We start from the raw sequence: 18,824 nt of genomic DNA, 5'->3' as shown, positions 1-18,824 counted from the left end.
ACACTCAGATGCAGGTTACGGCTGAAGCAGTTCCACCTTCACGTCCGCGGGGAAGCCCGTGGTCGGCCCCACCCGGCGCGCGAACTCCGCCACCGCCTCCAGCTGCGGCCCCCCGAAGCGGAAGTCGAGGGTGGTGAAGTACCGCTCCAGGACGCGCTCGTCGAAGGCCTCCCAGCGGGCGGCCTGTTCGGCGACCTTGCCGACCTCCTCCAGGGAGAGGTTGCGGGAGGCGAGGAAGGCCTCGTGGACCTGGCGGGTGATGACCGGTTCGCGTTCGAGGTAGTCCCGGCGGGCCGCCCAGACCGCGAAGACGAAGGGCAGGCCGGTCCACTCCTTCCACAGCGAGCCGAGGTCGTGGACCTCCAGGCCGAAGCGCGGCCCGTCGAGGAGGTTCGCCCGCAGCGCCGCGTCCCCGATCAGGACGGCCGCCTCCGCCTCCTGCATCATCAGGCTGAGGTCCGGCGGGCAGGTGTAGTACTCGGGCTGTACGCCGTAGCGCTCGGCCAGCAGCAGCTGGGCCAGGCGGACCGAGGTACGGGAGGTGGACCCGAGGGCGACCCTCGCGCCGTCCAGCTCGTCGAGCGGGACCTGCGAGACGATCACACAGGACATCACCGGACCGTCGCAGCCGACCGCGATGTCGGGGAAGGCGACCAGGTCGTCGGCGTTGCGCAGGAACTCGACCAGCGTGATGGGGCCGATGTCGAGATCTCCCCGCACCAGCTTCTCGCTGAGCTTCTCCGGGGTGTCCTTCGTGAGCTCGAAGTCGAGGAGTGTGCCCGTTCTGGCGAGCCCCCAGTACAGGGGCAGGCAGTTCAGGAACTGGATGTGGCCGACGCGCGGCCGGGTGCGTGAATTGTCCACATCGTGAGGCTAGACCCTGCGGGTTGTCGTACGATGGCCACCCCCTCCGTCAACTCGACACGAGCACGATCAAACATCCGAGTGACGTGATCTTGGCCTCTGTTGCTTTCGGCTGCCCTCATGCTAGGCTCGGCCGCAAGTTGCAGTTTGGTTTCCCTTGCAGTACAGAGCCTGCGGAGCATGTAACCGCAGGCTCTAGTCGTATTCAGAAGTATGCAGTTGTGCGGCACTGTTTTCACACTTGCAGGTTCTGGAGCAGGGCAACCCTTTGGGCCCAAGGAGGGCTTATGGCTACCGGAACCGTGAAGTGGTTCAACGCCGAAAAGGGCTTTGGCTTCATTGCCCAGGAGGGCGGCGGCCCGGACGTCTTCGTCCACTACTCCGCCATCAACGCGAGCGGCTTCCGTTCGCTGGAGGAGAACCAGCAGGTCTCCTTCGACGTGACCCAGGGCCCGAAGGGCCCGCAGGCGGAGAACGTCACCCCCGTCTGAGACTCCCGAGTCTCTGATCCGAACCTGACAGCAGTACCCAAGGAGCCCCGCGCCGCAAGGCAGCGGGGCTCCTGCCTTTTCCGCAGGCCACCCGTACGGCACCCGCACGGCGCCCTACGGCCCTACAGGTGCTGCATGACCAGCACGAACGCCGTCCCGGGCAGCAGCGCCTCATAGGAGTGCGCCACATCCCCGCGGTACGCCATGTAGTCCCCGGGCTCCAGCTCGACCTCCTCGCCCTTCGGCCCCGCCTTGACCCGCCCACTGCTCACGATCAGGTGTTCGACCGAGCCGGGGATGTGCGGCTCCGAGTCACGGACCGCGCCGGGCTCGGCGGTGATCCGGTAGATGTCCCGCCGCGCCCCGGGCGGACTGGAGGACAGCAGCGTGCCGACGTAGTTCGCCTGCTCGGACGCCACCGACGGCCCCTGGCCCGCGCGGATGACCTGCACCGGCGGCGCCGGCGGCTCCACCAGCGCGCTGAACGGCACCCCCAGCGCCACCGCCAGCGCCCACAGCGTCTCCACGCTGGGGTTCCCGCTCGCCGCCTCCAACTGCGACAGCGTCGACTTCGCGATCCCGGCCCGCTTGGCCAGCTCGGACAGCGACAGCCCGGCGCGGGTGCGCTCACGGCGCAGGGAGGCGGCGATCCACTCCAGCGGAAGATGACTGCCCGACATGTTCGTTCGCTCCATCGGTACGACTGTTCGCCTTGACGAACGGGGACTCTTCTGTTCATTGTAGAGAACATGCGTACGGTACAGCGAACACCCGACAGGGATCTCGTCCGGGACGTCTCCCTGGTCTGTCTCGCGGGCGGGATCGTCGGCGTCTCCTTCGGCGCGATCGCCGTCGCCGGGGGGCTGCCGGTGTGGGTGCCGGTGGTGATGTCGCTGGTGGTGTACGCGGGCTCCGCCCAGTTCAGCGCGGTCGGGGTGCTGCTGGCCGGGGGCGGCCCGTTCGCCGCGGCGGCCACCGGGCTGATCCTGAACACCCGCACGGCCGCCTTCAGCCTCGCGGTCGCCGAGCACATCGGCCGCGGCCGCCTCGCCCGCTTCCTCGGCGCGCACTTCGTCACCGACGAGACGGTCGCCTTCACCCTCGCCCAGACCGATCCGGTACGACGTCGTACGGCGTTCTGGGTCTCCGGGCTCGGCCTGTTCGCCGTCTGGAACCTCGGCGTCCTGGCCGGGGCCCTCGCCGGCGACGCCCTCGGCGACACCGCCCGCTACGGCCTGGACGCCGCCTTCCCTGCCGTCCTCGTCGCCCTGGTCCTGCCCGTCCTGCGGGACGACGCGGCGGTACGGCGTTCCTCCCTGCTCGGCGCCGGTGCGGCCCTGGCCCTCACCCCGCTCGCCCCGGCGGGCGTGCCCGTGCTGGCGTCCCTGGCCGGACTCCTCGCCCACGGACGGAGGCGGACGGCATGAGCGCGACGGTCGCGATGATCCTCGCCCTCGCGGTCGGCACGTACGCCTTCCGGCTGGTCGGTCCCGCCCTGCACGGCCGCGTCGAACTGCCCGCGCGGGTGCGGGAGCTGCTCGCCGCGGGCGCGGTCGTCCTGCTCACCGCCCTGCTCGCGACGGGCGCGCTGACCGAGGCCGGTCACTTCGCGGGCTGGGCGCGACCGCTCGGGGTGCTGACCGGGGGTGTGCTGGCCTGGTGGCGGGCGCCGTTCGCGGTGGTGGTGCTGGGGGCCGCGGGGACCGCGGCGGCGCTGCGGGCGGCGGGGTTGGCCTGAGCCGGGCCGGGTGTCAGTGGGGGCCGCTAAGGTCCCCGGGCATGACCGACTCCGACTTCCTGACCAGTACCCGGGTGTTCTACGACACCGTCGCCGAGGACTACGCCGAGCGGTTCCGTGAGGTGCTGACGGTCTCGCCCGTCGACCGGGCGATGCTCGACGCCTTCGCCGAACTCGTGGGCAGCGGCGGGGCGGTGGCCGACCTCGGGTGCGGGCCCGGGCGGGTGACGGCGTATCTGGACTCCCTCGGGCTGTCCGTCCTCGGCCTCGACCTGTCGGCGTCGATGCTGGCGATCGCCCGGCGGGAGAATCCGGGGCTGCGCTTCGAGCAGGGGTCGATGCTGGAGCTGGACCTGGCCGACTCCTCGCTCGACGGGGTCGTGTCCTGGTACTCCTCCATCCACACCCCTGTGGACGAACTCCCGCGCCTGTTCGCGGAGTTCTGCCGGGTGCTCACACCGGGCGGCCACCTGCTCATGGGCTTCCAGGTCGGTGACGAGCCCAAGCGGCACGACAAGCCCTTCGGCCACGACGTGATCCTCGACTTCCTGCGCCGGCAGCCGGAGACGGTCGTGGAACTCCTGGAGGGTGCCGGCTTCGCGCTCGTCTCGCGGACGGTGCGCGAGCCGGCCCCCTCGGAGCTGACACGGCAGGCCTTCCTGATCGCGCGCAAGCCCGCCCCGGACGCGGACGCCGACTGATCAGAGCGGGGCGAGCCCGCTACTCCGCCCGGTCGGAGAAGTGCTGCAACACGGCGAAGGGGGACGACATCACGGCGCCGCCCAGAGTGAGGACATCGGTGTCCACCTCCTCCAGCACGATGGCGACGGCCAGGTCCACGGCGTCGAACGGGCCGGTGGCCGTGCCCGTGCGGACGGTCCCGGCCGACGGGATGTACTGGCCGGACTCCATCGTGACCTGGACGTCCCCCCTCGCCAGCACCTTCGCCTTGCCCAGGCCCTCCACGGAGTAGACGTACTCCCGGTCCTCGTACGCGATGCGCAGCGCCCGGCGCTCCTTTCGCAGGGCCCGGGTGTTGAGCCGCAGCTCCGCGGGGCGGCCGTCGACGGTGAGCTCCGCATGGAACAGCGAGGGCCGCCCCGACCTCCGCTTCCCGCGGAAGCGCACCTCCGGGAAGGCCGGCCCGCTCAGCTGAACGGTGTCCATTCCCTTCTCCAGCGGCCGGTAGATCGGGCAGCGCTCCACGGTGACGTGGCCGAACTGCCCCACGTCTCCCTCGAGTCCGGCCTTGGGCAGCTCCTTCTTGGTGCTGACGCTGTACGGCGTCAGCTCGAACTCCAAGGACTCACTACTCTGTGCCATCGCGCGCATGCCCATTTCTCGCGTAGGTCTGGAGCTAGTCGAACGGGTTGAGCGCGCTGCCCAGCGCCTTGGCGCCGTTGGCGATGCCCTCTCCGACGTCGCTCGCCTTGTCCCCCACCCAGTCCGCCGCCTCGTCGGCCTTCTCCGTGATGTCGTCCCAGTGCTCGGCGACCTTCAGGCCCCCGTAGACGATGCCGGTTCCCACGGCGAGACCGATCGTGACCGGGTTCGGGGCCACCATGGCCATCGTCAGGGAGGCGTTGAACCCGGCTTCAGCGTAGTTGGCGAGGTATCCGGCCTTGCTCTTCTTCCACTCCGCCTCATGGTCCATGGTGGCGATGTTGGCCACGGAGAACACCGTCGCGCCCGCCGAGCCGACGATGCCCGCGCCCCGCCACAGGCCCGCCGTCTTGGCCGCGGCGCCGAACCCGCCGGCCTTTCCGACCGTCCACAGGCTGGCCTGTCCGGCGCGCGTGACCGCCTGGCCGGAGTGGGTCAGTCCACCGTACATACGGGCCATGTCGTCCGAGCCGGCGAAGAAGTTGATGGCCTGGTTGGGAGTGAAGCCCAGGAGCTTGGCGTTCATGAAGCCGCGTCCCCGCAGCGCGTCCCACCCGCCGCCCCAGCGGTCACCGAGGAAGCCCGAGCTGAAGGGCACGTTGGCGACCCTCTGGTACGTCTGGCTCCGCGAGGCCATGGTGCCGAGTTGTCCGGGAAGCCAGCTGCCCGGCGCGGTCAGCGAGCGTATCGGCGGGTTGTAGCCTCCGAGCTTCGTGCCCGCCCAGCGCAGGACGGGGTTGCTGCCGGGCGCGGTCCAGCGTGCCGCGAGCGCGTCCTTCATCGGCCCGAGCTTGCCGGTCTTCACCGCGTTGCCCAGCAGCACCTTCGTGCCCGAGAAGCCGCTCGCCACCGCGACCTGGGTCGCGGCGGCGACGTTGAACACATCGGAGCCGAACTTGATCATCTCGGTGAGGGTCTCTTCGTGCGGCTCCAGGCCGGGGATCGTCGAGAGGGCGTGCGCCTCCAGCCGCGCGACCCAGTCGCCGAGCTTCTCTCCCGGCTGCCGGGCCAGCTCTTTCGCGTGCGGATCGTCGCTCGCCGCCACCGAATTGGCCAGCAGCAGCGTCTCCGGCCTGATCCCCTCGCCCTGGTAGGACTCCAGGTCCTTCGCGGTGAACCCCGCCCACAGCAGCCCGGCCGTCGGGTCGCCGTTCTCCAGGCGCAGGAGGGTGGCGCGTTTACGCAGGTCCTGAGCCTGGTCCCGGGTCCAGGACCGCATCGGCTTCAGGGGCGCCAGATGCCCGCTCACCCCCAGTCGGCCGGCCCGGGTGAAGACCTCGTCCAGGCCGTCCCCCAGGCCGCCGCGCCCGTCCAGAAGCTTTGACAACTGCTCCAGGTCTTCGGGATTCGCCCCCCGAAACGACATTTCCGCCCCCGTACCTCGATCACCGGACTGGACTTGGCCGCTCACAACTCACCCTATGGTGCCGGACGGACAGCGGGCTGCCGTGGACAGGGCCGAAGGGGCGAGGTCCGGCCTGGGCGTCCGCCGCACCCACCGGCGCGCCTACAGCGCCCCCGCGATATCCAGAGCCGCGAGGTAGCCGAAGGTCATCGCCGGGCCGATCGTCGAACCGGCGCCCGCGTAGCTGTGCCCCATCACGGCCGCGCTGGCGTTCCCCGCGGCGTACAGGCCCGGGATGACCGAGCCGTCCTCGCGCAGCACCCGGGCGCGGGCGTCCGTGCGCAGGCCGCCCTTGGTACCGAGGTCTCCGGGGACGATACGAAAGGCGTGGTACGGGGGCAGCCAGAGGGGGGCGAGACAGGAGTCCGGCAGGACCGCGGGGTCCGTGTAGTAGTGGTCGTAGGCGCTGTCGCCGCGGTGGAAGTCGGTGTCCTTGCCCTGCCGGGCAAGGGAGTTGAACCGGTCGACGGTGGTGCGCAGGGCGGCGGCCGGGACGCCGATGGCGGTGGCGAGGGCGTCGAGGGACCAGGCCTTCTTCACCGCGCCCGAGGTGTACCAGTCCTCGGGGAACGGGAAAGTGGGCGCGACGTCCTTGAAGAGGTACCGGTTGCGGTAGTTCTGGTCGGTGATCAGCCAGGCCGGGATGTCGGGGTCGGTCGGGTTGCGCTCGTACATGGTGTGGACGACGTCGCTGTAGGGCCCGGCCTCGTTCACGAACCGGCGCCCGGCGGCGTTGACGAGCAGCCCGCCCGGCAGGGTGCGTTCGGCGAGACAGAAGTACGGCTGGCCGGGCAGCGGGATCGCCGGGCCCCACCAGGCGTCCTCCATGAGGTCGAGGGCGGCGCCGAGCCGCCGTCCCGCCCGGATCCCGTCCCCCGTGTTCTCCTTCGCGCCGACGGTCCAGTCGACGCCGATGGGCTGCCGCTGGTACTGGGTGCGCATGGCGAGGTTGTGCTCGAAGCCGCCGGAACCGACGACGACGCCGCGCCGGGCCCGGTAGAGGCCACCGGGGACCACCGCGCCGGCGACTCCGCCGCCCTCGGTGTACAGCTCGGTCAGCGGGGTGCTCAGCCGGACCGGGACGCCCGCGTCCATCAGGCCCTTGCGCAGCCCGGCGGCGAGCGACTGCCCCATGGTCAGGGGGGTCTGGCCGAGCGCGAGGGCCTTGGTGCCGCGGGCCAGGCACTGCGTGGCGACGGCGAGGCCCTTGGCGCTCACGGCGGACAGGGCGAGCCACTTGTAGTCGGCGCTGAAGACGACCATGCCGTCCGGGACGGGCATGTAGGGCGGGTTGAGGTCGGCGAGTTCGGCGCCGAGGATGGTGCCGTCGAGGTAGTCGGGCTCGATGGAACGGCCGCCCGGGAGCCCTCCGGGCAGCTCGGGGTAGTAGTCGCTGTACCCCTCCATCCAGCGGAAGCGCAGCGGGCTGTTGGCCATGACGAAGGAGAGCATGGCGGGTCCGGCCGCCAGGAAGGCCTGTTGCCGGGCGGCGGGCACGTCGGGGCCGACGACGGCGGCGAGGTAGGCGGCGGCCTTCGCGGGAGTGTCCGGTACGCCCGCGGCGAGGATCACGGAGTTGTTGGGGATCCAGATCCCGGCGCCGGAACGGGCCGCGGACCCGCCGAACGTGGCCGCCTTCTCCAGGACCACGCAGCTCAGACCCCGTTTGGCGGCGGTGAGCGCGGCGGTCATGCCGGCCGCTCCGGAGCCGATGACGACGACGTCGTACGTTCCGAGGAGGGGGAGGTCGGCGGCGCGGGCAGTCTGCCGGCCCCCTGCCGCGAGGGAGAGTCCGGTGGCGGCCGAGGTGCCGATCACTTGCCTTCGGGTCGGGTTCATGGGCCGCTCCCACCTTCTGAGGGGGTGTCAGAAAGGGGAATGTGGCGCGGTGACCATGTGAAGTCAAGGGTCACGCAGACGAGTTGGCGCGCGAGGGTGGGTCGGCACCCGCTCCGCCCGGGTGGAGCGGGTTGCCGCCCGTTGGGCCCTGCATGGATCGTCGTACAGCGTCGACATTCCAGTCAATCCTTGGGTTCTGTAGCCGCACCCAAGCGTTAGCTTGGGTGTATGACCCTCGACGACCTGCGGGTGTTCGTGGCCGTGTGCCGGGCCGGGAGCCTGAGTGCGGTGGCCCGTGACCTGGGGTGCACCCAGTCCGCCGTCAGCCAGCATGTGAGGCGGCTGGAGCGGGAGACGGGGGTCGCCCTGCTGGAACGGCAGCCGCGGGGTGTCGTGCCGACGGCCGCGGGACGGGTCCTGGAGACGGCGGCGGCCGAGGGCATCTTCGGACTCGACCTGGCTGTACGGCAGTTGCGGGATCTGGTCGACGGGGCGAGCGGGTTCGTCCGGGTGGCGACCGGGGCGACGACCGTACGGCACTTCATGGGCGACGCGGTGGTCGAGTTCCGCCGCCGCCACCCCCGGGTGAACCTGGAGTTCCGGACGGTGAGTTCGGGACGCGGAAGCTTCGACGCGCTCGCCGACGGGACGCTGGACCTGGCGTGGATCACGATCGGCCCGCCGGTGCGGGGCATCGAGCAGCGGGTGGTGGCCGAGCTGCCGTGGGTGCTGGCGGTGCGGGCCGGCGATCCGCTGGCCGAGCGGGAGGCCCTGGAGGCGGCCGAGCTGACGGACGTACGGCCGATACGGCTGCCGCCGAACTCGGCGTCGGCGGCCCATCTGGAGTCGGCGTGCGCGGAGTTGGGGGTACGCCTGGCCTACGACACGAGCGTCGCCGACTGGGACACGGCCCTGCTGCTCGCCGAGTTGGGGGTGGGCCGGGCGATGGTGCCGGTGCTGCCGGGGCTGGCCGAGACCGGGGACCTGCGGCTGATCCCGTTGCCGGGCCTGCCCCCGCTGCCCGTGGGGTGGGCCGTACGGCGCTGGGACGCGCTCAGCCCACCGGCTCGGGCGTTCGCGGGCACGGTGGCGGAGTGGCGACGCCGCCACCCCCGCCGTCCGCCCCCTACTGCGGGTGCGCCGCGACCACGTTGAGTTCCCGGGCGCCCGCGGCCGTGATCCCCGCTCCCGTGCCCGGCACCCGCCGCCCCGGCACCAGCCGCCTCGACGCCCGCCACCTCAGCGCTCAACCGCCTCGGCACCGCCGCCCGGCGTCCGCCGCTCTCAGCGCGCGTACAGCCCCTCGATGTCCTCGGTGAACTCCTCCATCACCCTCTCCCGCCGCAGCTTCATCGACGGCGTCAGATGGCCGCCCGCCTCGGTGAAGTCACGCGGCAGGATGGTGAACCGGCGGATCGACTCGGGACGCGAGACCAGCTTGTTCGCCTCGTCCACCGCGCGTTGGATGATGGCGCGCAACTCGTCGTCGTCCAGAAGGAGTTCGGCGGGCACCGGGTGTTTGCCGTTCATCCGGCGCCAGTGGGTGATGCCCTCCATGTCGAGGGTGATGAGGGCTGCCACGTAGGGGCGGCGGTCGCCCACCACCATGCACTGGGAGATCAGGGGGTGCTGGCGGAGCCAGTTCTCCAGGGGAGCCGGGGCCACCGTCTTGCCGCCCGCCGTGATGAGGAGTTCCTTCTTGCGGCCGGTGATCGTCAGGTAGCCCTCGTCGTCCAGGCTGCCGATGTCACCGGTGGGGAACCAGCCGTCGGTCGTGGCCGGGGTCACCCCGCCCGCGTTCGGGTCCCAGTACCCGCGGAAGATCTGGCCGCCCGCCAGGAGGATCTCGCCGTCCGCCGCGATCCGGACGCGGGTGCCGGGCAGGGGCCAGCCGACCGTGCCCAGACGGGACTTCAGCGGCGGGGTGACCGTCGCGGCGCCCGTCGACTCCGTGAGGCCGTAGCCCTCGTAGATCTCCATGCCCGCGCCCGCGAAGAACGCGTGCAGGGTGCGGCCCAGGGGGGAGCCGCCGCTGATGATGTGGCGGACCCTGCCGCCCATGGCGTTGCGGATGCGGCGGTAGACCAGGGGGTCGTAGAAGGCGCGGGCCGTCTTCAGGGCCGTGCCGGGGCCGCTGCCCGTGCCCGACTGGCGGGCCTCGACCGCCTCGCCGTGGCGGACGGCGACGCTGACCGCGCGGTCGAAGGCGGCGACCCGGCCGGCGAGTTCCGCCTTGGCCCGGGCGCTGTTGAAGACCTTCTCCAGCATGTACGGGATGACCAGGAGGAACGTGGGCCTGAAGCTGGCCAGGTCGCCCAGCAGGTCCTCCGACTTCAGGCTCGGCGCGTGGCCGAGGCGGACCCGGGCCCTGACGCACGCGACCGCCACCATGCGGCCGAAGACATGGGACACGGGGAGGAACAGGAGCGTCGCCAGTTCCTCGTCCGAGCGGGACCGGAAGACCGGGTGGAGGATCTCGATCGCGTTGTCGACCTCGGCGAGGAAGTTGCCGTGCGAGATCGCGCAGCCCTTGGGTCTGCCCGTCGTGCCGGAGGTGTAGATGACCGTGGCGAGGGTGTCGGGGCCGAGCATGCCCCGGCGTACGTCGATCTCCGCGTCGGCGACACCCTGCCCGAGCTCGGCGAGACGCTCCACATGGCCCTTCTCCACCACCCACAGGTGCCGCAGGTCCGGCAGCCGGTTGAGCTCGGGGCCGAGCGCCGACGCCTGGGCGACCGTCTCCGTCACCAGGGCCACCGCGCCCGAGTCCTGGAGGATCCAGCGGGTCTGGAAGACCGAGGACGTGGGGTAGACGGGGACGGTGACCAGGCCGGCGGCCCAGGCGGCGAAGTCCAGCAGCGTCCACTCGTAGATCGTGCGGGCCATGACGGCGATCCGGTCGCCGGGCTGGAGGCCCTCCGACACCAGGCCCTTGGCCAGGGCCAGTACCTGGGCCGCGAACTCGGCGGCCGTCACGTCCGACCAGTCGCCGTCCTCGCTGCGGCGGCTGAGCACCCGGTCCTGCGGGGCGGCGGCCGCGTTGTCGAACGGCAGGTCGGCGAGCGAGCCGTGGGTCAGGGCCGGCACGACCGGCGGCACCGACACCTCCCGGACCTCGCCGTCCAAGCGCTTGATCTCCGGCTCCACGAGCACGGGCGCACCGTCGTAGTCGGTCGCGGAGACATAGGGGTGGGACGACGACATGGGCAGCTCCTGGGGCGCGCGCAGCTGGATACCGCATCGCTGGATAGGTACGCGCCGCGCGTACCCGGGCGTTCACCGGTTGTGTGCGGCTCAGGGGGTTACCGGCAGTCAGACCGGAGATCCTAGGAGGTGCAGGTGGCGGGTTCGTGAGGGTTCGGCAGTGCTCCGGGGCTGGGTCTGTGCAACCTCTCACGCAACGTGAATCTCTGTCAGCCACCGGTCACGGCCGTTCCAGGACCGCGGTCACCCCCTGTCCGCCCGCGGCGCAGACGGAGATCAGGCCACGGCCCGAACCGCCCCGCTCGGCGAGGAGTTTCGCGAGGGTGGCCACGATCCGCGCGCCGGTCGCCGCGAACGGGTGGCCGGTCGCCAGCGACGAGCCCGCCACGTTCAGCCGGTCCGGGTCCACCGGTGCCAGGCCCGCCTTCTCCCACGCCTGGAGCGTCGCCAGCACCTGTGAGGCGAAGGCCTCGTGGACCTCGACGAGGTCGAAGTCGGCCATGCCGAGGCCGGTCCGTTCCAGCATGCGCGGCACCGCGTGGGCCGGTGCCATCAGCAGGCCGTCGTCGCCGTCCACGAAGTCCACGGCCGCCGTCTCGTACGCCGACAGATACGCCAGCGGTTCCAGGCCCCTCGCCTCGGCCCACTCCTCGGAGGCCAGCAGCACGAGCGCGGCGCCGTCGGTCAGGGGGGTGGAGTTCCCGGCCGTCATCGTCGCGTCGGGCTCACCGACGCCGAACACCGGCTTGAGCGTGGCGAGTTGCGCCACCGTCGAGCCGGGCCGCAGGTTCTGGTCGCGTTCCAGGCCCCGGAACGGCACCACCAGGTCCTCGAAGAAGCCGCGGTCGTACGCCGCCGCGAGCCGCTGGTGGCTCCGCGCCGCGAGTTCGTCCTGCGCCGCGCGCGAGACGTTCCAGGCGCGGGCGGTCACCGCCGCGTGCTCGCCCATCGACAGTCCGGTGCGGGGCTCGGCGTTGCGCGGGATGTCGGGGACCAGGTGCGCGGGGCGTACGCGGGTCAGCGCCTTCAGGCGGCCGCCCGCCGACTTCGCCCGGCGGGCTTCCAGCAGGATCCGCCGCAGTCGGTCGTTGACGCCGAGCGGGGCGTCGCTCGCCGTGTCCGCGCCGCCCGCGACCGCCGACTCGGTCTGCCCGAGCGCGATCTTGTTGGCGGCGGCGATTACGGCCTGGAGGCCGGTGCCGCAGGCCTGCTGGATGTCGTACGCGGGGGTCGTCGGGGCCAGCTTCGAGCCGAGGACCGTCTCCCGGGCCAGGTTGAAGTCACGGCTGTGCTTGAGGACCGCGCCGGCGACGAACTCGCCCACCGCGCCCGGCTCCTGGAGGCCGAACCGGTCCACCAGACCGTCCAGGACCGCGGTCAGCATCTCCTGGTTGGAGGCGGTGGCGTAGGGGCCGTCCGAGCGGGCGAAGGGCACGCGTGTGCCGCCGATGATCGCGACCCGTCGTGCCACGGGCGCCGGAAGGGGGCTCATCTCGACCTGCTCCTCCTGCGTGACATAGGATTACCTCCGGTAACCTTACTCCAGAGTAAGGAATTTGTGACCGAGTGGGGGGACGGCCCATGCCCGACCGTTATCTGAGCTTCACCGGCACCGCGCCCGGCCGCTTCCTGACCCGCCGACTCGGTCTGCCGCAGCCCGCGACCCTGCGCCGCTGGTCACCGCGGCAACCCGCCCTCGACGGCGACGCGGTGCTCCACCTCACCGCGGGCGCGACCGCCACCCCCGCCACCGGCAGCCCCCGCGCCGTCGTGCTCGACGCCACCGGCGTCCGGGACGTCGACGGCCTCGCCGGGGTGCACGCGGCCCTGCACCCCGTCGTGAGGTCCGTCGCCGCGAGCGGCCGGGTCGTCGTGCTCGGCGCGCCCCTCGACCCCGACGACCACCACCAGGCCGCCGCCCAGCAGGCGCTGGAGGGCTTCACCCGCTCGCTCGGCAAGGAGATCGGACGCGGCAGGACCGTCAACCTCGTCCGGCTCACCGACCGCGCCGCCGCCGAGACCACCCTCCGCTTCCTCCTCTCCCCCAGGTCCGCCTACGTCAGCGGCCAGGTCATCGAGGTCGGCAGGGCCCCGGCGGTCACCGTCGACCCGGACCGCCCCTTCGCCGGCCGCACCGCGCTCGTCACCGGCGCCGCCCGCGGCATCGGCGCGGCCGTCGCCGAGACGCTGGCCAGGGACGGGGCGCGGGTCGTCGTCCTGGACGTGCCGCAGGCCGAGCGGGACGCCCGCGAACTCGCCGAGCGCCTCGACGGCATCGCCCTCGCGCTCGACATCACCGCCGCCGACGCGGGAGCGCGGATCGCCGACGCCCTCCCCGACGGACTCGACGTGCTGGTCCACAACGCCGGCGTCACCCGCGACCGGCGCCTGGTCAACATGCCCGCCGAACGCTGGAGTTCGGTCCTCGACGTCAACCTGGCGAGCGTGCTGCGCACCACGGACGCGCTGCTCGCGGCCAAGGCCGTCAACGACGGCGGCCGGATCGTCGCCACCGCCTCCATCGCCGGGCTCGCCGGGAACGCGGGGCAGACCAACTACGGCGCGAGCAAGGCGGGCGTGGTCGGCCTGGTGCGCTCGCTCGCGCCGCGCGCGCTCGCCGAGCACGGGGTCACGGTGAACGCCGTCGCACCCGGGTTCATCGAGACGGCGATGACCGCCGCGATCCCGCTGCTCATCCGCGAGGCGGGCCGCCGGATGAACTCCCTCGCGCAAGGAGGCTTGCCCGTCGACGTCGCCGAGACCACCGCCTGGCTCGCGCACCCCGCCTCGGGCGCGGTGAACGGCCAGGTCGTACGGGTCTGCGGCCAGAGCCTGCTGGGGGCATAGTGACCGTCGTCCTCACCCGCTCCCCCGCGCTCGCACCCCTGCTCGCCCGCGGCGCCCTGCTCTCCCCCGTCAAACGGCCCCGCCCGGACGCCGAGTTCGCCCGCACCCGGCTGCTCCTGCCCGGGGTCCGGGTCGACCTGGCCCGCCTCGCGGCCTACGAGCGGGTGTGCGGGTTCGCCACGGGCGACGACGCCCTGCCGGTGACGTATCCGCATGTGCTCGGCTTTCCCCTCGCCATGCGGCTGATGAGCGCCCGGGACTTCCCGCTGCCGCTGCTCGGGCTCGTCCACACCTCGATCACGATCACCCGGCACCGGCCGCTGCCCGCCACCGGGACCTACGAACTCACCGTGTACGTCGACGGGTTGGCACCGCACCGGCGCGGCACCGAGGCCGGGGTCGTGACCGAGGCGCGGATCGGGTCGGACGTCGTGTGGGAGTCGCGGAGCACGTATCTGGCACGGCACGGCACCTCCGCGGGCGGCGCACCTGCCGAGCGTCCCGTGCCGGACTCCGTGCCGGACCCCGTGACGGACGATCCCCTTCCCCCGGTCGCCGAGTGGCGGCTGGCCGGGGACATCGGCCGCCGGTACGCCGCCGCGTCCGGAGACCGCAACCCCATCCACCTCCACCCCCTCACCGCCCGCCTCTTCGGCTTCCCGCGCGCCATCGCGCACGGCATGTGGACGGTGGCCCGCTGTCTCGCCGCGCACGGCACGCCCCGGGCGGCCCTGGTGCGGGCGGAGTTCCGGGCGCCGGTGCTGCTGCCGGGGACGGTGACGTACGGGGCGGCGGGCAGGCGGTTCGAACTGCGGGGCGGTGAGCGCACCCATGTGGAGGGGTCCGTCTACCCGCTCATGTCCTGAAGGACCCAGGGGCGGCCCTCCATCAGGTTGCCCAGCCCGGCCCACGCGAAGTTCATCAGCGTCGCCGCCGCCTGCTTGGCGGTGACGCCCGGGGTGGCGTTGGCCCAGGCCGCCAGGGACTCGGCGGCGCCCACGAGGGCCTCGGCGAGCCCGGCGACCTCCCGCTCGGGCAGGTTCGGGTCGCGGTGGGCCTCACGGGCGGCGACCACGATCAGCTGCGTCACGAACGCGACGATCTCCTCGCGCATCGCGGCGACCTCACCGGCGAAGGGCTCGCCGTGCGTGCGGGCCTGGAGGTGCAGCACGGACCAGGCGGCCGGGTGCCGGGCGGTGTGCGTGAAGAACGCCAGCAGTCCGTCCCAGAGTTGGCGGTCGGCGGGCTGGTCGGTACGGACACCGGAGCGCACCGTCTCGGTGAGGGCGAGGGCCTCCCGGCGGATGCAGGCGGTGAAGAGGTCTTCCTTCGAGTTCAGGTACAGATAGACCAACGGCTTGGAGACACCGGCGAGTTCGGCGATCTCGTCCATCGAGGCGGCCATGTACCCGCGCCGCCCGAAGGTCTCCACGGCGGCGTCCAGCATCTGCTGCTCACGGACCGCGCGCGGCATCCGCTTGGTCTTCACGGCACCCATGGGGGCAAGACTAAGCCGCCCGGCAGGACGCGGGAACGCCGTGTGCTTCCCCGACGCCGTTCAGGACGTCTGGCCCTGGGCCCGTGCCGAGTCGTCGGCGATGTCTTCCTGGCTGCGGTTGGCGTCCAGGTTCGCCTTGACCCGGTCGACCTTCTCGACGATCTGGATCGAGGCGCGGTCGCGCTCCTTGCGCAGGGCGACGAAGCTGATGGGCGCGGAGATCACCAGGGAGAGCAGGACGATCCACATGCCGTTGGAGTCGCCGAGGCCGCGCGGGGCGACACCGGCGTGGACGAGGCCCCAGACGACCACGAGGCAGCCCACGAAGATCCCGAGGCGCATCAGTGTGTAGCGGAGCATCTCAATCCACTCTTCCGTTCCGGCTGAAAGGTCCCAAAGTTCCCCAAGGGCGTCTTCCAGTGAAGCACGGCCGCTGTGCGATCTTGCAGCGGGTGTCAGGTCAGGAGGTGGCGGGCCAGGGGGTATCGGGCCAGGGGTGTCAGGTCAGGGGGAGCCACATCGTGATGTCGTCCCGGTAGTCGTCCGCGGAGACCCGCAGCCCGCCCGGCACCCGGCCGACCTCCTTGTACCCCGCCGAGGCGTAGAACCGCTCCAGCCCCAGCCCGCCCCGGCAGGACAGCTTCAGCGCCTCCAGCCCGAACTTACGGGCGTGCGTCTCCACCTCGGCGAGCAGGGCCCGGCCGTGACCGCCGCCCTGGAGGACCGGGTCGACCATCACGGTGTACAGCCAGGCGTAGTGGCTCTGGAGCCGGTGCGCGTTGAACCCGAAGAACGCGGTGGCCCGCAGCCGGCCCTGCGGATCGAACCCGGCGAGCAGCCGGTGCCGGCCCGCCGCGGTCGACTCGGCGTAACGGTCCACCTCCGGGCGTACGTCCTCGTACGTCGTCGTACCGGGGAAGCCGACCGCCCCGCCCGCGTTGTTCACGGCCACCCACAGGTGGGTCAGCTGGTCGAGGAGGTCAGGGGTGAGGTCGGGGTCCAGGCGGTACGTGAGCTCCATGGGCCCCGAGTGTAGATCGGCGGCCTCTCGGCCCCGGGGCGTCCCCTCACACCCGCATCGGCTGGGGTGCCTCCCGGCGCGCCGGGTCGGGCCCGTCGTACTCCCGGATCACCTCGTACCGGGTGTTGCGCTCCACCGGGCGGAACCCCGCGTCCCGGATCAGGTCCAGCAGGTCCTCACGCGTCAGCTTGTTCGGGGTGCCGAAGTTGTCCGCGTCGTGGGTGATCTTGTACTCCACGACCGAGCCGTCCATGTCGTCGGCACCGTGCAGCAGCGCCAGCTGAGCCGTCTGCACCCCGTGCATCACCCAGAAGACCTTGACGTGCGGAACGTTGTCGAACAGCAGCCGCGACACCGCGAAGGTCTTCAGCGCCTCCGCGCCGGTCGCCATCTGGGTGCGCGCCTGGAGCCGGTTGCGGACCTTGCCGTCCTTCACGTCGACGAAGTCGTGCTGGTACCGCAGCGGGATGAAGACCTGGAAGCCGCCGGTCTCGTCCTGGAGCTCACGCAGCCGCAGCACGTGGTCGACGCGGTGCCGGGGCTCCTCGATGTGGCCGTAGAGCATGGTGCACGGGGTCTTCAGGCCCTTCTCGTGCGCCAGGCGGTGGATCCGCGACCAGTCCTCCCAGTGGGTGCGGTGGTCCACGATGTGCTGGCGGACCTCCCAGTCGAAGATCTCCGCGCCGCCGCCGGTGAGGGACTCCAGACCGGCGTCGATCAGCTCGTCGAGGATCTCGCTCGCGCTCAGCCCGGAGATCGTCTCGAAGTGGTGGATCTCGGTCGCCGTGAACGCCTTCAGCGAGACGTTCGGCAGGGCGGCCTTCAACTCCCGCAGCGAGCGCGGGTAATAGCGCCACGGCAGGTTCGGGTGCAGTCCGTTGACGATGTGCAGCTCGGTGAGGTTCTCGCTCTCCATCCCCTTGGCGAGCTTCACCGCCTCCTCGATGCGCATCGTGTACGCGTCCTTCTCGCCCGGCTTGCGCTGGAAGGAGCAGTAGGCGCAGGAGGCGGTGCACACGTTGGTCATGTTGAGGTGGCGGTTGACGTTGAAGTGGACGACGTCGCCGTTCTTCCGCGTCCGCACCTCGTGCGCGAGACCCCCGAGCCAGGCCAGGTCGTCCGACGCGTACAGCGCGATACCGTCCTCGCGGGTCAGCCGCTCGCCGGAGCGGACCTTCTCCTCCAGCTCGCGCTTGAGCCCGACGTCCATGCTCGTCCCTCTCCTCGACAACCTTCGCCAACCGTACTCCCCCGCCTTCCGGGCGGGGGGACCCCCGTACGGGCCTACGCGCCCGCTTCTTCGGGCAGTTCTCCGACCCGGTTCTCCCACTTGGTGGAGAGCACGATGGTGGTACGGGTCCGGGAGACGCCCTTGGTCCCGCTGAGCCGCCGGATGATCTTCTCCAGGCCGTCCACGTCATTGGCCCGCACCTTGAGCATGAACGAGTCGTCGCCGGCGATGAACCAGCAGTCCTCGATCTCGCTGAGGTCCTTCATCCGGCGCGCCACGTCCTCGTGGTCGGCGGCGTCGGACAGCGAGATACCGATCAGCGCGGTGACGCCGAGGCCGAGCGAGGCCGCGTCGACGGTGGCCCGGTAACCGGTGATGACCCCGGCCGCCTCCAGCCGGTTGATGCGGTCGGTGACGCTGGGTCCCGACAGACCGACGAGGCGCCCCAGCTCCGCGTAGGAGGCCCGGCCGTTCTCCCTCAGGGCCTGGATGAGCTGCCTGTCCACCGCGTCCATGCGATCGAAGCCTTCCGATGAAAAAGTTCCCGAAGTGATGAGAGGTACTGCTGACCTGCTGCGACGTGCTCAGACGGCGTTCACGTCGCCCGCGTCCCCCCGCCGAGCTCGCCCTTCCAGCGGCGGTAGAGCCGGTGCTCGACACCCGCCGCGTCGAGGACCCGTCCGGCGACGAAGTCCACCAGGTCCTGGATGTGGGTCGCCCCCGCGTAGAAGGCGGGCGAGGCGGGCACCACGGTCGCGCCCGCGTCGTCCAGGGTGACCAGGTGCCTGAGCGTCTGGCCGTTCAGCGGGGTCTCCCGAACGGCTACCACCAGCTTGCGCCCCTCCTTGAGGGTCACGCTCGCCGCACGCTGGAGCAGGTCCTTCGACAGTCCCAGCGCCACCCCGGCCACACAGGCGGTGGAGGCGGGCACGATCAGCATCCCCTTCACGGGGTACGACCCCGAGGACGGCCCCGCGGCGAGGTCACCGGCGGCCCAGTACCGCACGCGGTCCACAGCGGCGTCGACGGCGAAGCTCCCCGGCTTGCCGTCCGCCCCCCTGGCCAGCCATTCCCGCAGGTCGTCCCGCCAGTGCGCGTCCCTGAAGGAGATCCCCGTCTCGTCCAGGAGCGTCAGCCGTGAGGCCCTGCTGACGACCAGGTCGACGCTCTCGCCGGCGTCGAGAAGGGCGCGCAGCACGGACGCGGCATACGGGGTGCCGGAGGCACCGGACACCCCTACGATCCAAGGCGTACGCCGTGTCTCTCCTGGCTTGACTGGGTTCACACCCCCGAGCCTATCCGG

20 protein-coding genes are annotated in these 18,824 nt (G+C 71.7%); 7 read left to right on the top strand and 13 right to left on the bottom strand.

Going from position 1 to position 18,824, the window contains the following annotated elements; all coding sequences use genetic code 11:
• Positions 1-15 precede the first annotated feature (15 nt).
• Complete coding sequence (locus ACZ56U_RS32980; RefSeq protein ID WP_469087593.1) at positions 16-864, bottom strand: menaquinone biosynthetic enzyme MqnA/MqnD family protein; 849 nt, start codon at positions 862-864, stop codon at positions 16-18.
• Positions 865-1,151: 287 nt separating this feature from the next.
• On the opposite strand from ACZ56U_RS32980, the gene ACZ56U_RS32975 reads away from it, so the two are divergent.
• Positions 1,152-1,355: a cold-shock protein gene (locus ACZ56U_RS32975; RefSeq protein ID WP_003992177.1), complete on the top strand. Its 204-nt coding sequence runs from the start codon at positions 1,152-1,154 to the stop codon at positions 1,353-1,355.
• 122 nt (positions 1,356-1,477) lie between these two features.
• Here the strand turns inward: ACZ56U_RS32975 and ACZ56U_RS32970 are convergent, their stop codons facing one another.
• Positions 1,478-2,050, bottom strand: a complete 573-nt coding sequence (locus tag ACZ56U_RS32970; RefSeq protein WP_469087592.1) for a helix-turn-helix domain-containing protein — start codon at positions 2,048-2,050, stop codon at positions 1,478-1,480.
• 54 nt (positions 2,051-2,104) lie between these two features.
• Here ACZ56U_RS32970 and ACZ56U_RS32965 point away from each other — a divergent pair, with 54 nt between their 5' ends.
• From ACZ56U_RS32965 to ACZ56U_RS32955, 3 genes are read left to right on the top strand one after another with little or no spacing between them, the layout of a single operon-like run.
• Positions 2,105-2,782 (top strand): AzlC family ABC transporter permease, encoded by a 678-nt coding sequence (locus ACZ56U_RS32965; RefSeq protein ID WP_469087591.1) that lies wholly within the window; start codon positions 2,105-2,107, stop codon positions 2,780-2,782.
• Positions 2,779-3,093: an AzlD domain-containing protein gene (locus tag ACZ56U_RS32960; RefSeq protein ID WP_469087590.1), complete on the top strand. Its 315-nt coding sequence runs from the start codon at positions 2,779-2,781 to the stop codon at positions 3,091-3,093. Before ACZ56U_RS32965 ends, ACZ56U_RS32960 begins: the two co-directional genes overlap by 4 nt.
• Before the next feature lie 41 nt (positions 3,094-3,134).
• Positions 3,135-3,794 (top strand): class I SAM-dependent methyltransferase, encoded by a 660-nt coding sequence (locus tag ACZ56U_RS32955; protein ID WP_469087589.1) that lies wholly within the window; start codon positions 3,135-3,137, stop codon positions 3,792-3,794.
• Positions 3,795-3,813: 19 nt separating this feature from the next.
• Here the strand turns inward: ACZ56U_RS32955 and ACZ56U_RS32950 are convergent, their stop codons facing one another.
• From ACZ56U_RS32950 to kstD, 3 genes are all read right to left on the bottom strand, one after another.
• Positions 3,814-4,416, bottom strand: coding sequence for a hypothetical protein (locus ACZ56U_RS32950; protein WP_469087588.1), 603 nt, complete (start codon positions 4,414-4,416; stop codon positions 3,814-3,816).
• A 34-nt stretch (positions 4,417-4,450) separates the two neighbouring features.
• Positions 4,451-5,803: a PE-PGRS family protein gene (locus ACZ56U_RS32945; RefSeq protein WP_469087587.1), complete on the bottom strand. Its 1,353-nt coding sequence runs from the start codon at positions 5,801-5,803 to the stop codon at positions 4,451-4,453.
• 180 nt (positions 5,804-5,983) lie between these two features.
• Complete coding sequence (gene kstD, locus ACZ56U_RS32940; RefSeq protein ID WP_469087586.1) at positions 5,984-7,720, bottom strand: 3-oxosteroid 1-dehydrogenase; 1,737 nt, start codon at positions 7,718-7,720, stop codon at positions 5,984-5,986.
• 228 nt (positions 7,721-7,948) lie between these two features.
• Between kstD and ACZ56U_RS32935 the strand changes: the two genes are divergently transcribed.
• Positions 7,949-8,875 (top strand): LysR family transcriptional regulator, encoded by a 927-nt coding sequence (locus ACZ56U_RS32935; protein ID WP_469087585.1) that lies wholly within the window; start codon positions 7,949-7,951, stop codon positions 8,873-8,875.
• A 129-nt stretch (positions 8,876-9,004) separates the two neighbouring features.
• On the opposite strand, the gene ACZ56U_RS32930 is transcribed toward ACZ56U_RS32935, so the two are convergent.
• A complete protein-coding gene (locus ACZ56U_RS32930) occupies positions 9,005-10,924 on the bottom strand; it encodes an AMP-dependent synthetase/ligase (RefSeq protein ID WP_469087584.1) in 1,920 nt (639 codons plus the stop codon).
• Between the two features lie 220 nt (positions 10,925-11,144).
• Complete coding sequence (locus ACZ56U_RS32925; protein WP_469087583.1) at positions 11,145-12,416, bottom strand: acetyl-CoA C-acetyltransferase; 1,272 nt, start codon at positions 12,414-12,416, stop codon at positions 11,145-11,147.
• A gap of 89 nt (positions 12,417-12,505) precedes the next feature.
• On the opposite strand from ACZ56U_RS32925, the gene ACZ56U_RS32920 reads away from it, so the two are divergent.
• Both ACZ56U_RS32920 and ACZ56U_RS32915 read left to right on the top strand, forming a co-directional pair.
• The gene (locus tag ACZ56U_RS32920) at positions 12,506-13,771 is read left to right on the top strand and encodes a 3-oxoacyl-ACP reductase (RefSeq protein ID WP_469087582.1); all 1,266 of its coding nucleotides are present in this window, start codon (positions 12,506-12,508) and stop codon (positions 13,769-13,771) included.
• The gene (locus ACZ56U_RS32915; RefSeq protein WP_469087700.1) at positions 13,768-14,637 is read left to right on the top strand and encodes a MaoC family dehydratase; all 870 of its coding nucleotides are present in this window, start codon (positions 13,768-13,770) and stop codon (positions 14,635-14,637) included. The genes ACZ56U_RS32920 and ACZ56U_RS32915 overlap by 4 nt, the downstream gene beginning before the upstream one ends.
• On the opposite strand, the gene ACZ56U_RS32910 is transcribed toward ACZ56U_RS32915, so the two are convergent.
• The 6 genes from ACZ56U_RS32910 to ACZ56U_RS32885 all read right to left on the bottom strand — a co-directional run bounded on the left by ACZ56U_RS32910 (position 14,619) and on the right by ACZ56U_RS32885 (position 18,806).
• Positions 14,619-15,269, bottom strand: coding sequence for a TetR/AcrR family transcriptional regulator (locus ACZ56U_RS32910; RefSeq protein WP_469087581.1), 651 nt, complete (start codon positions 15,267-15,269; stop codon positions 14,619-14,621). The two genes, ACZ56U_RS32915 and ACZ56U_RS32910, sit on opposite strands and share 19 nt — an antisense overlap.
• A 60-nt stretch (positions 15,270-15,329) precedes the next feature.
• Complete coding sequence (locus tag ACZ56U_RS32905) at positions 15,330-15,629, bottom strand: DUF4229 domain-containing protein (protein WP_391240042.1); 300 nt, start codon at positions 15,627-15,629, stop codon at positions 15,330-15,332.
• A gap of 139 nt (positions 15,630-15,768) precedes the next feature.
• The gene (locus tag ACZ56U_RS32900; protein ID WP_469087580.1) at positions 15,769-16,290 is read right to left on the bottom strand and encodes a GNAT family N-acetyltransferase; all 522 of its coding nucleotides are present in this window, start codon (positions 16,288-16,290) and stop codon (positions 15,769-15,771) included.
• Between the two features lie 46 nt (positions 16,291-16,336).
• Complete coding sequence (gene mqnE, locus ACZ56U_RS32895; protein WP_391240048.1) at positions 16,337-17,500, bottom strand: aminofutalosine synthase MqnE; 1,164 nt, start codon at positions 17,498-17,500, stop codon at positions 16,337-16,339.
• A gap of 74 nt (positions 17,501-17,574) precedes the next feature.
• The gene (locus tag ACZ56U_RS32890) at positions 17,575-18,036 is read right to left on the bottom strand and encodes an Lrp/AsnC family transcriptional regulator (RefSeq protein ID WP_391240051.1); all 462 of its coding nucleotides are present in this window, start codon (positions 18,034-18,036) and stop codon (positions 17,575-17,577) included.
• Positions 18,037-18,116: 80 nt separating this feature from the next.
• Positions 18,117-18,806: a UbiX family flavin prenyltransferase gene (locus ACZ56U_RS32885; RefSeq protein ID WP_469087579.1), complete on the bottom strand. Its 690-nt coding sequence runs from the start codon at positions 18,804-18,806 to the stop codon at positions 18,117-18,119.
• Positions 18,807-18,824: the final 18 nt, after the last annotated feature.

Source organism: Streptomyces sp. NPDC034103 (assembly GCF_055575395.1).
Note: the sequence above shows the minus strand (reverse complement) of the source record. Positions and strands in the feature narration are given on the sequence as shown.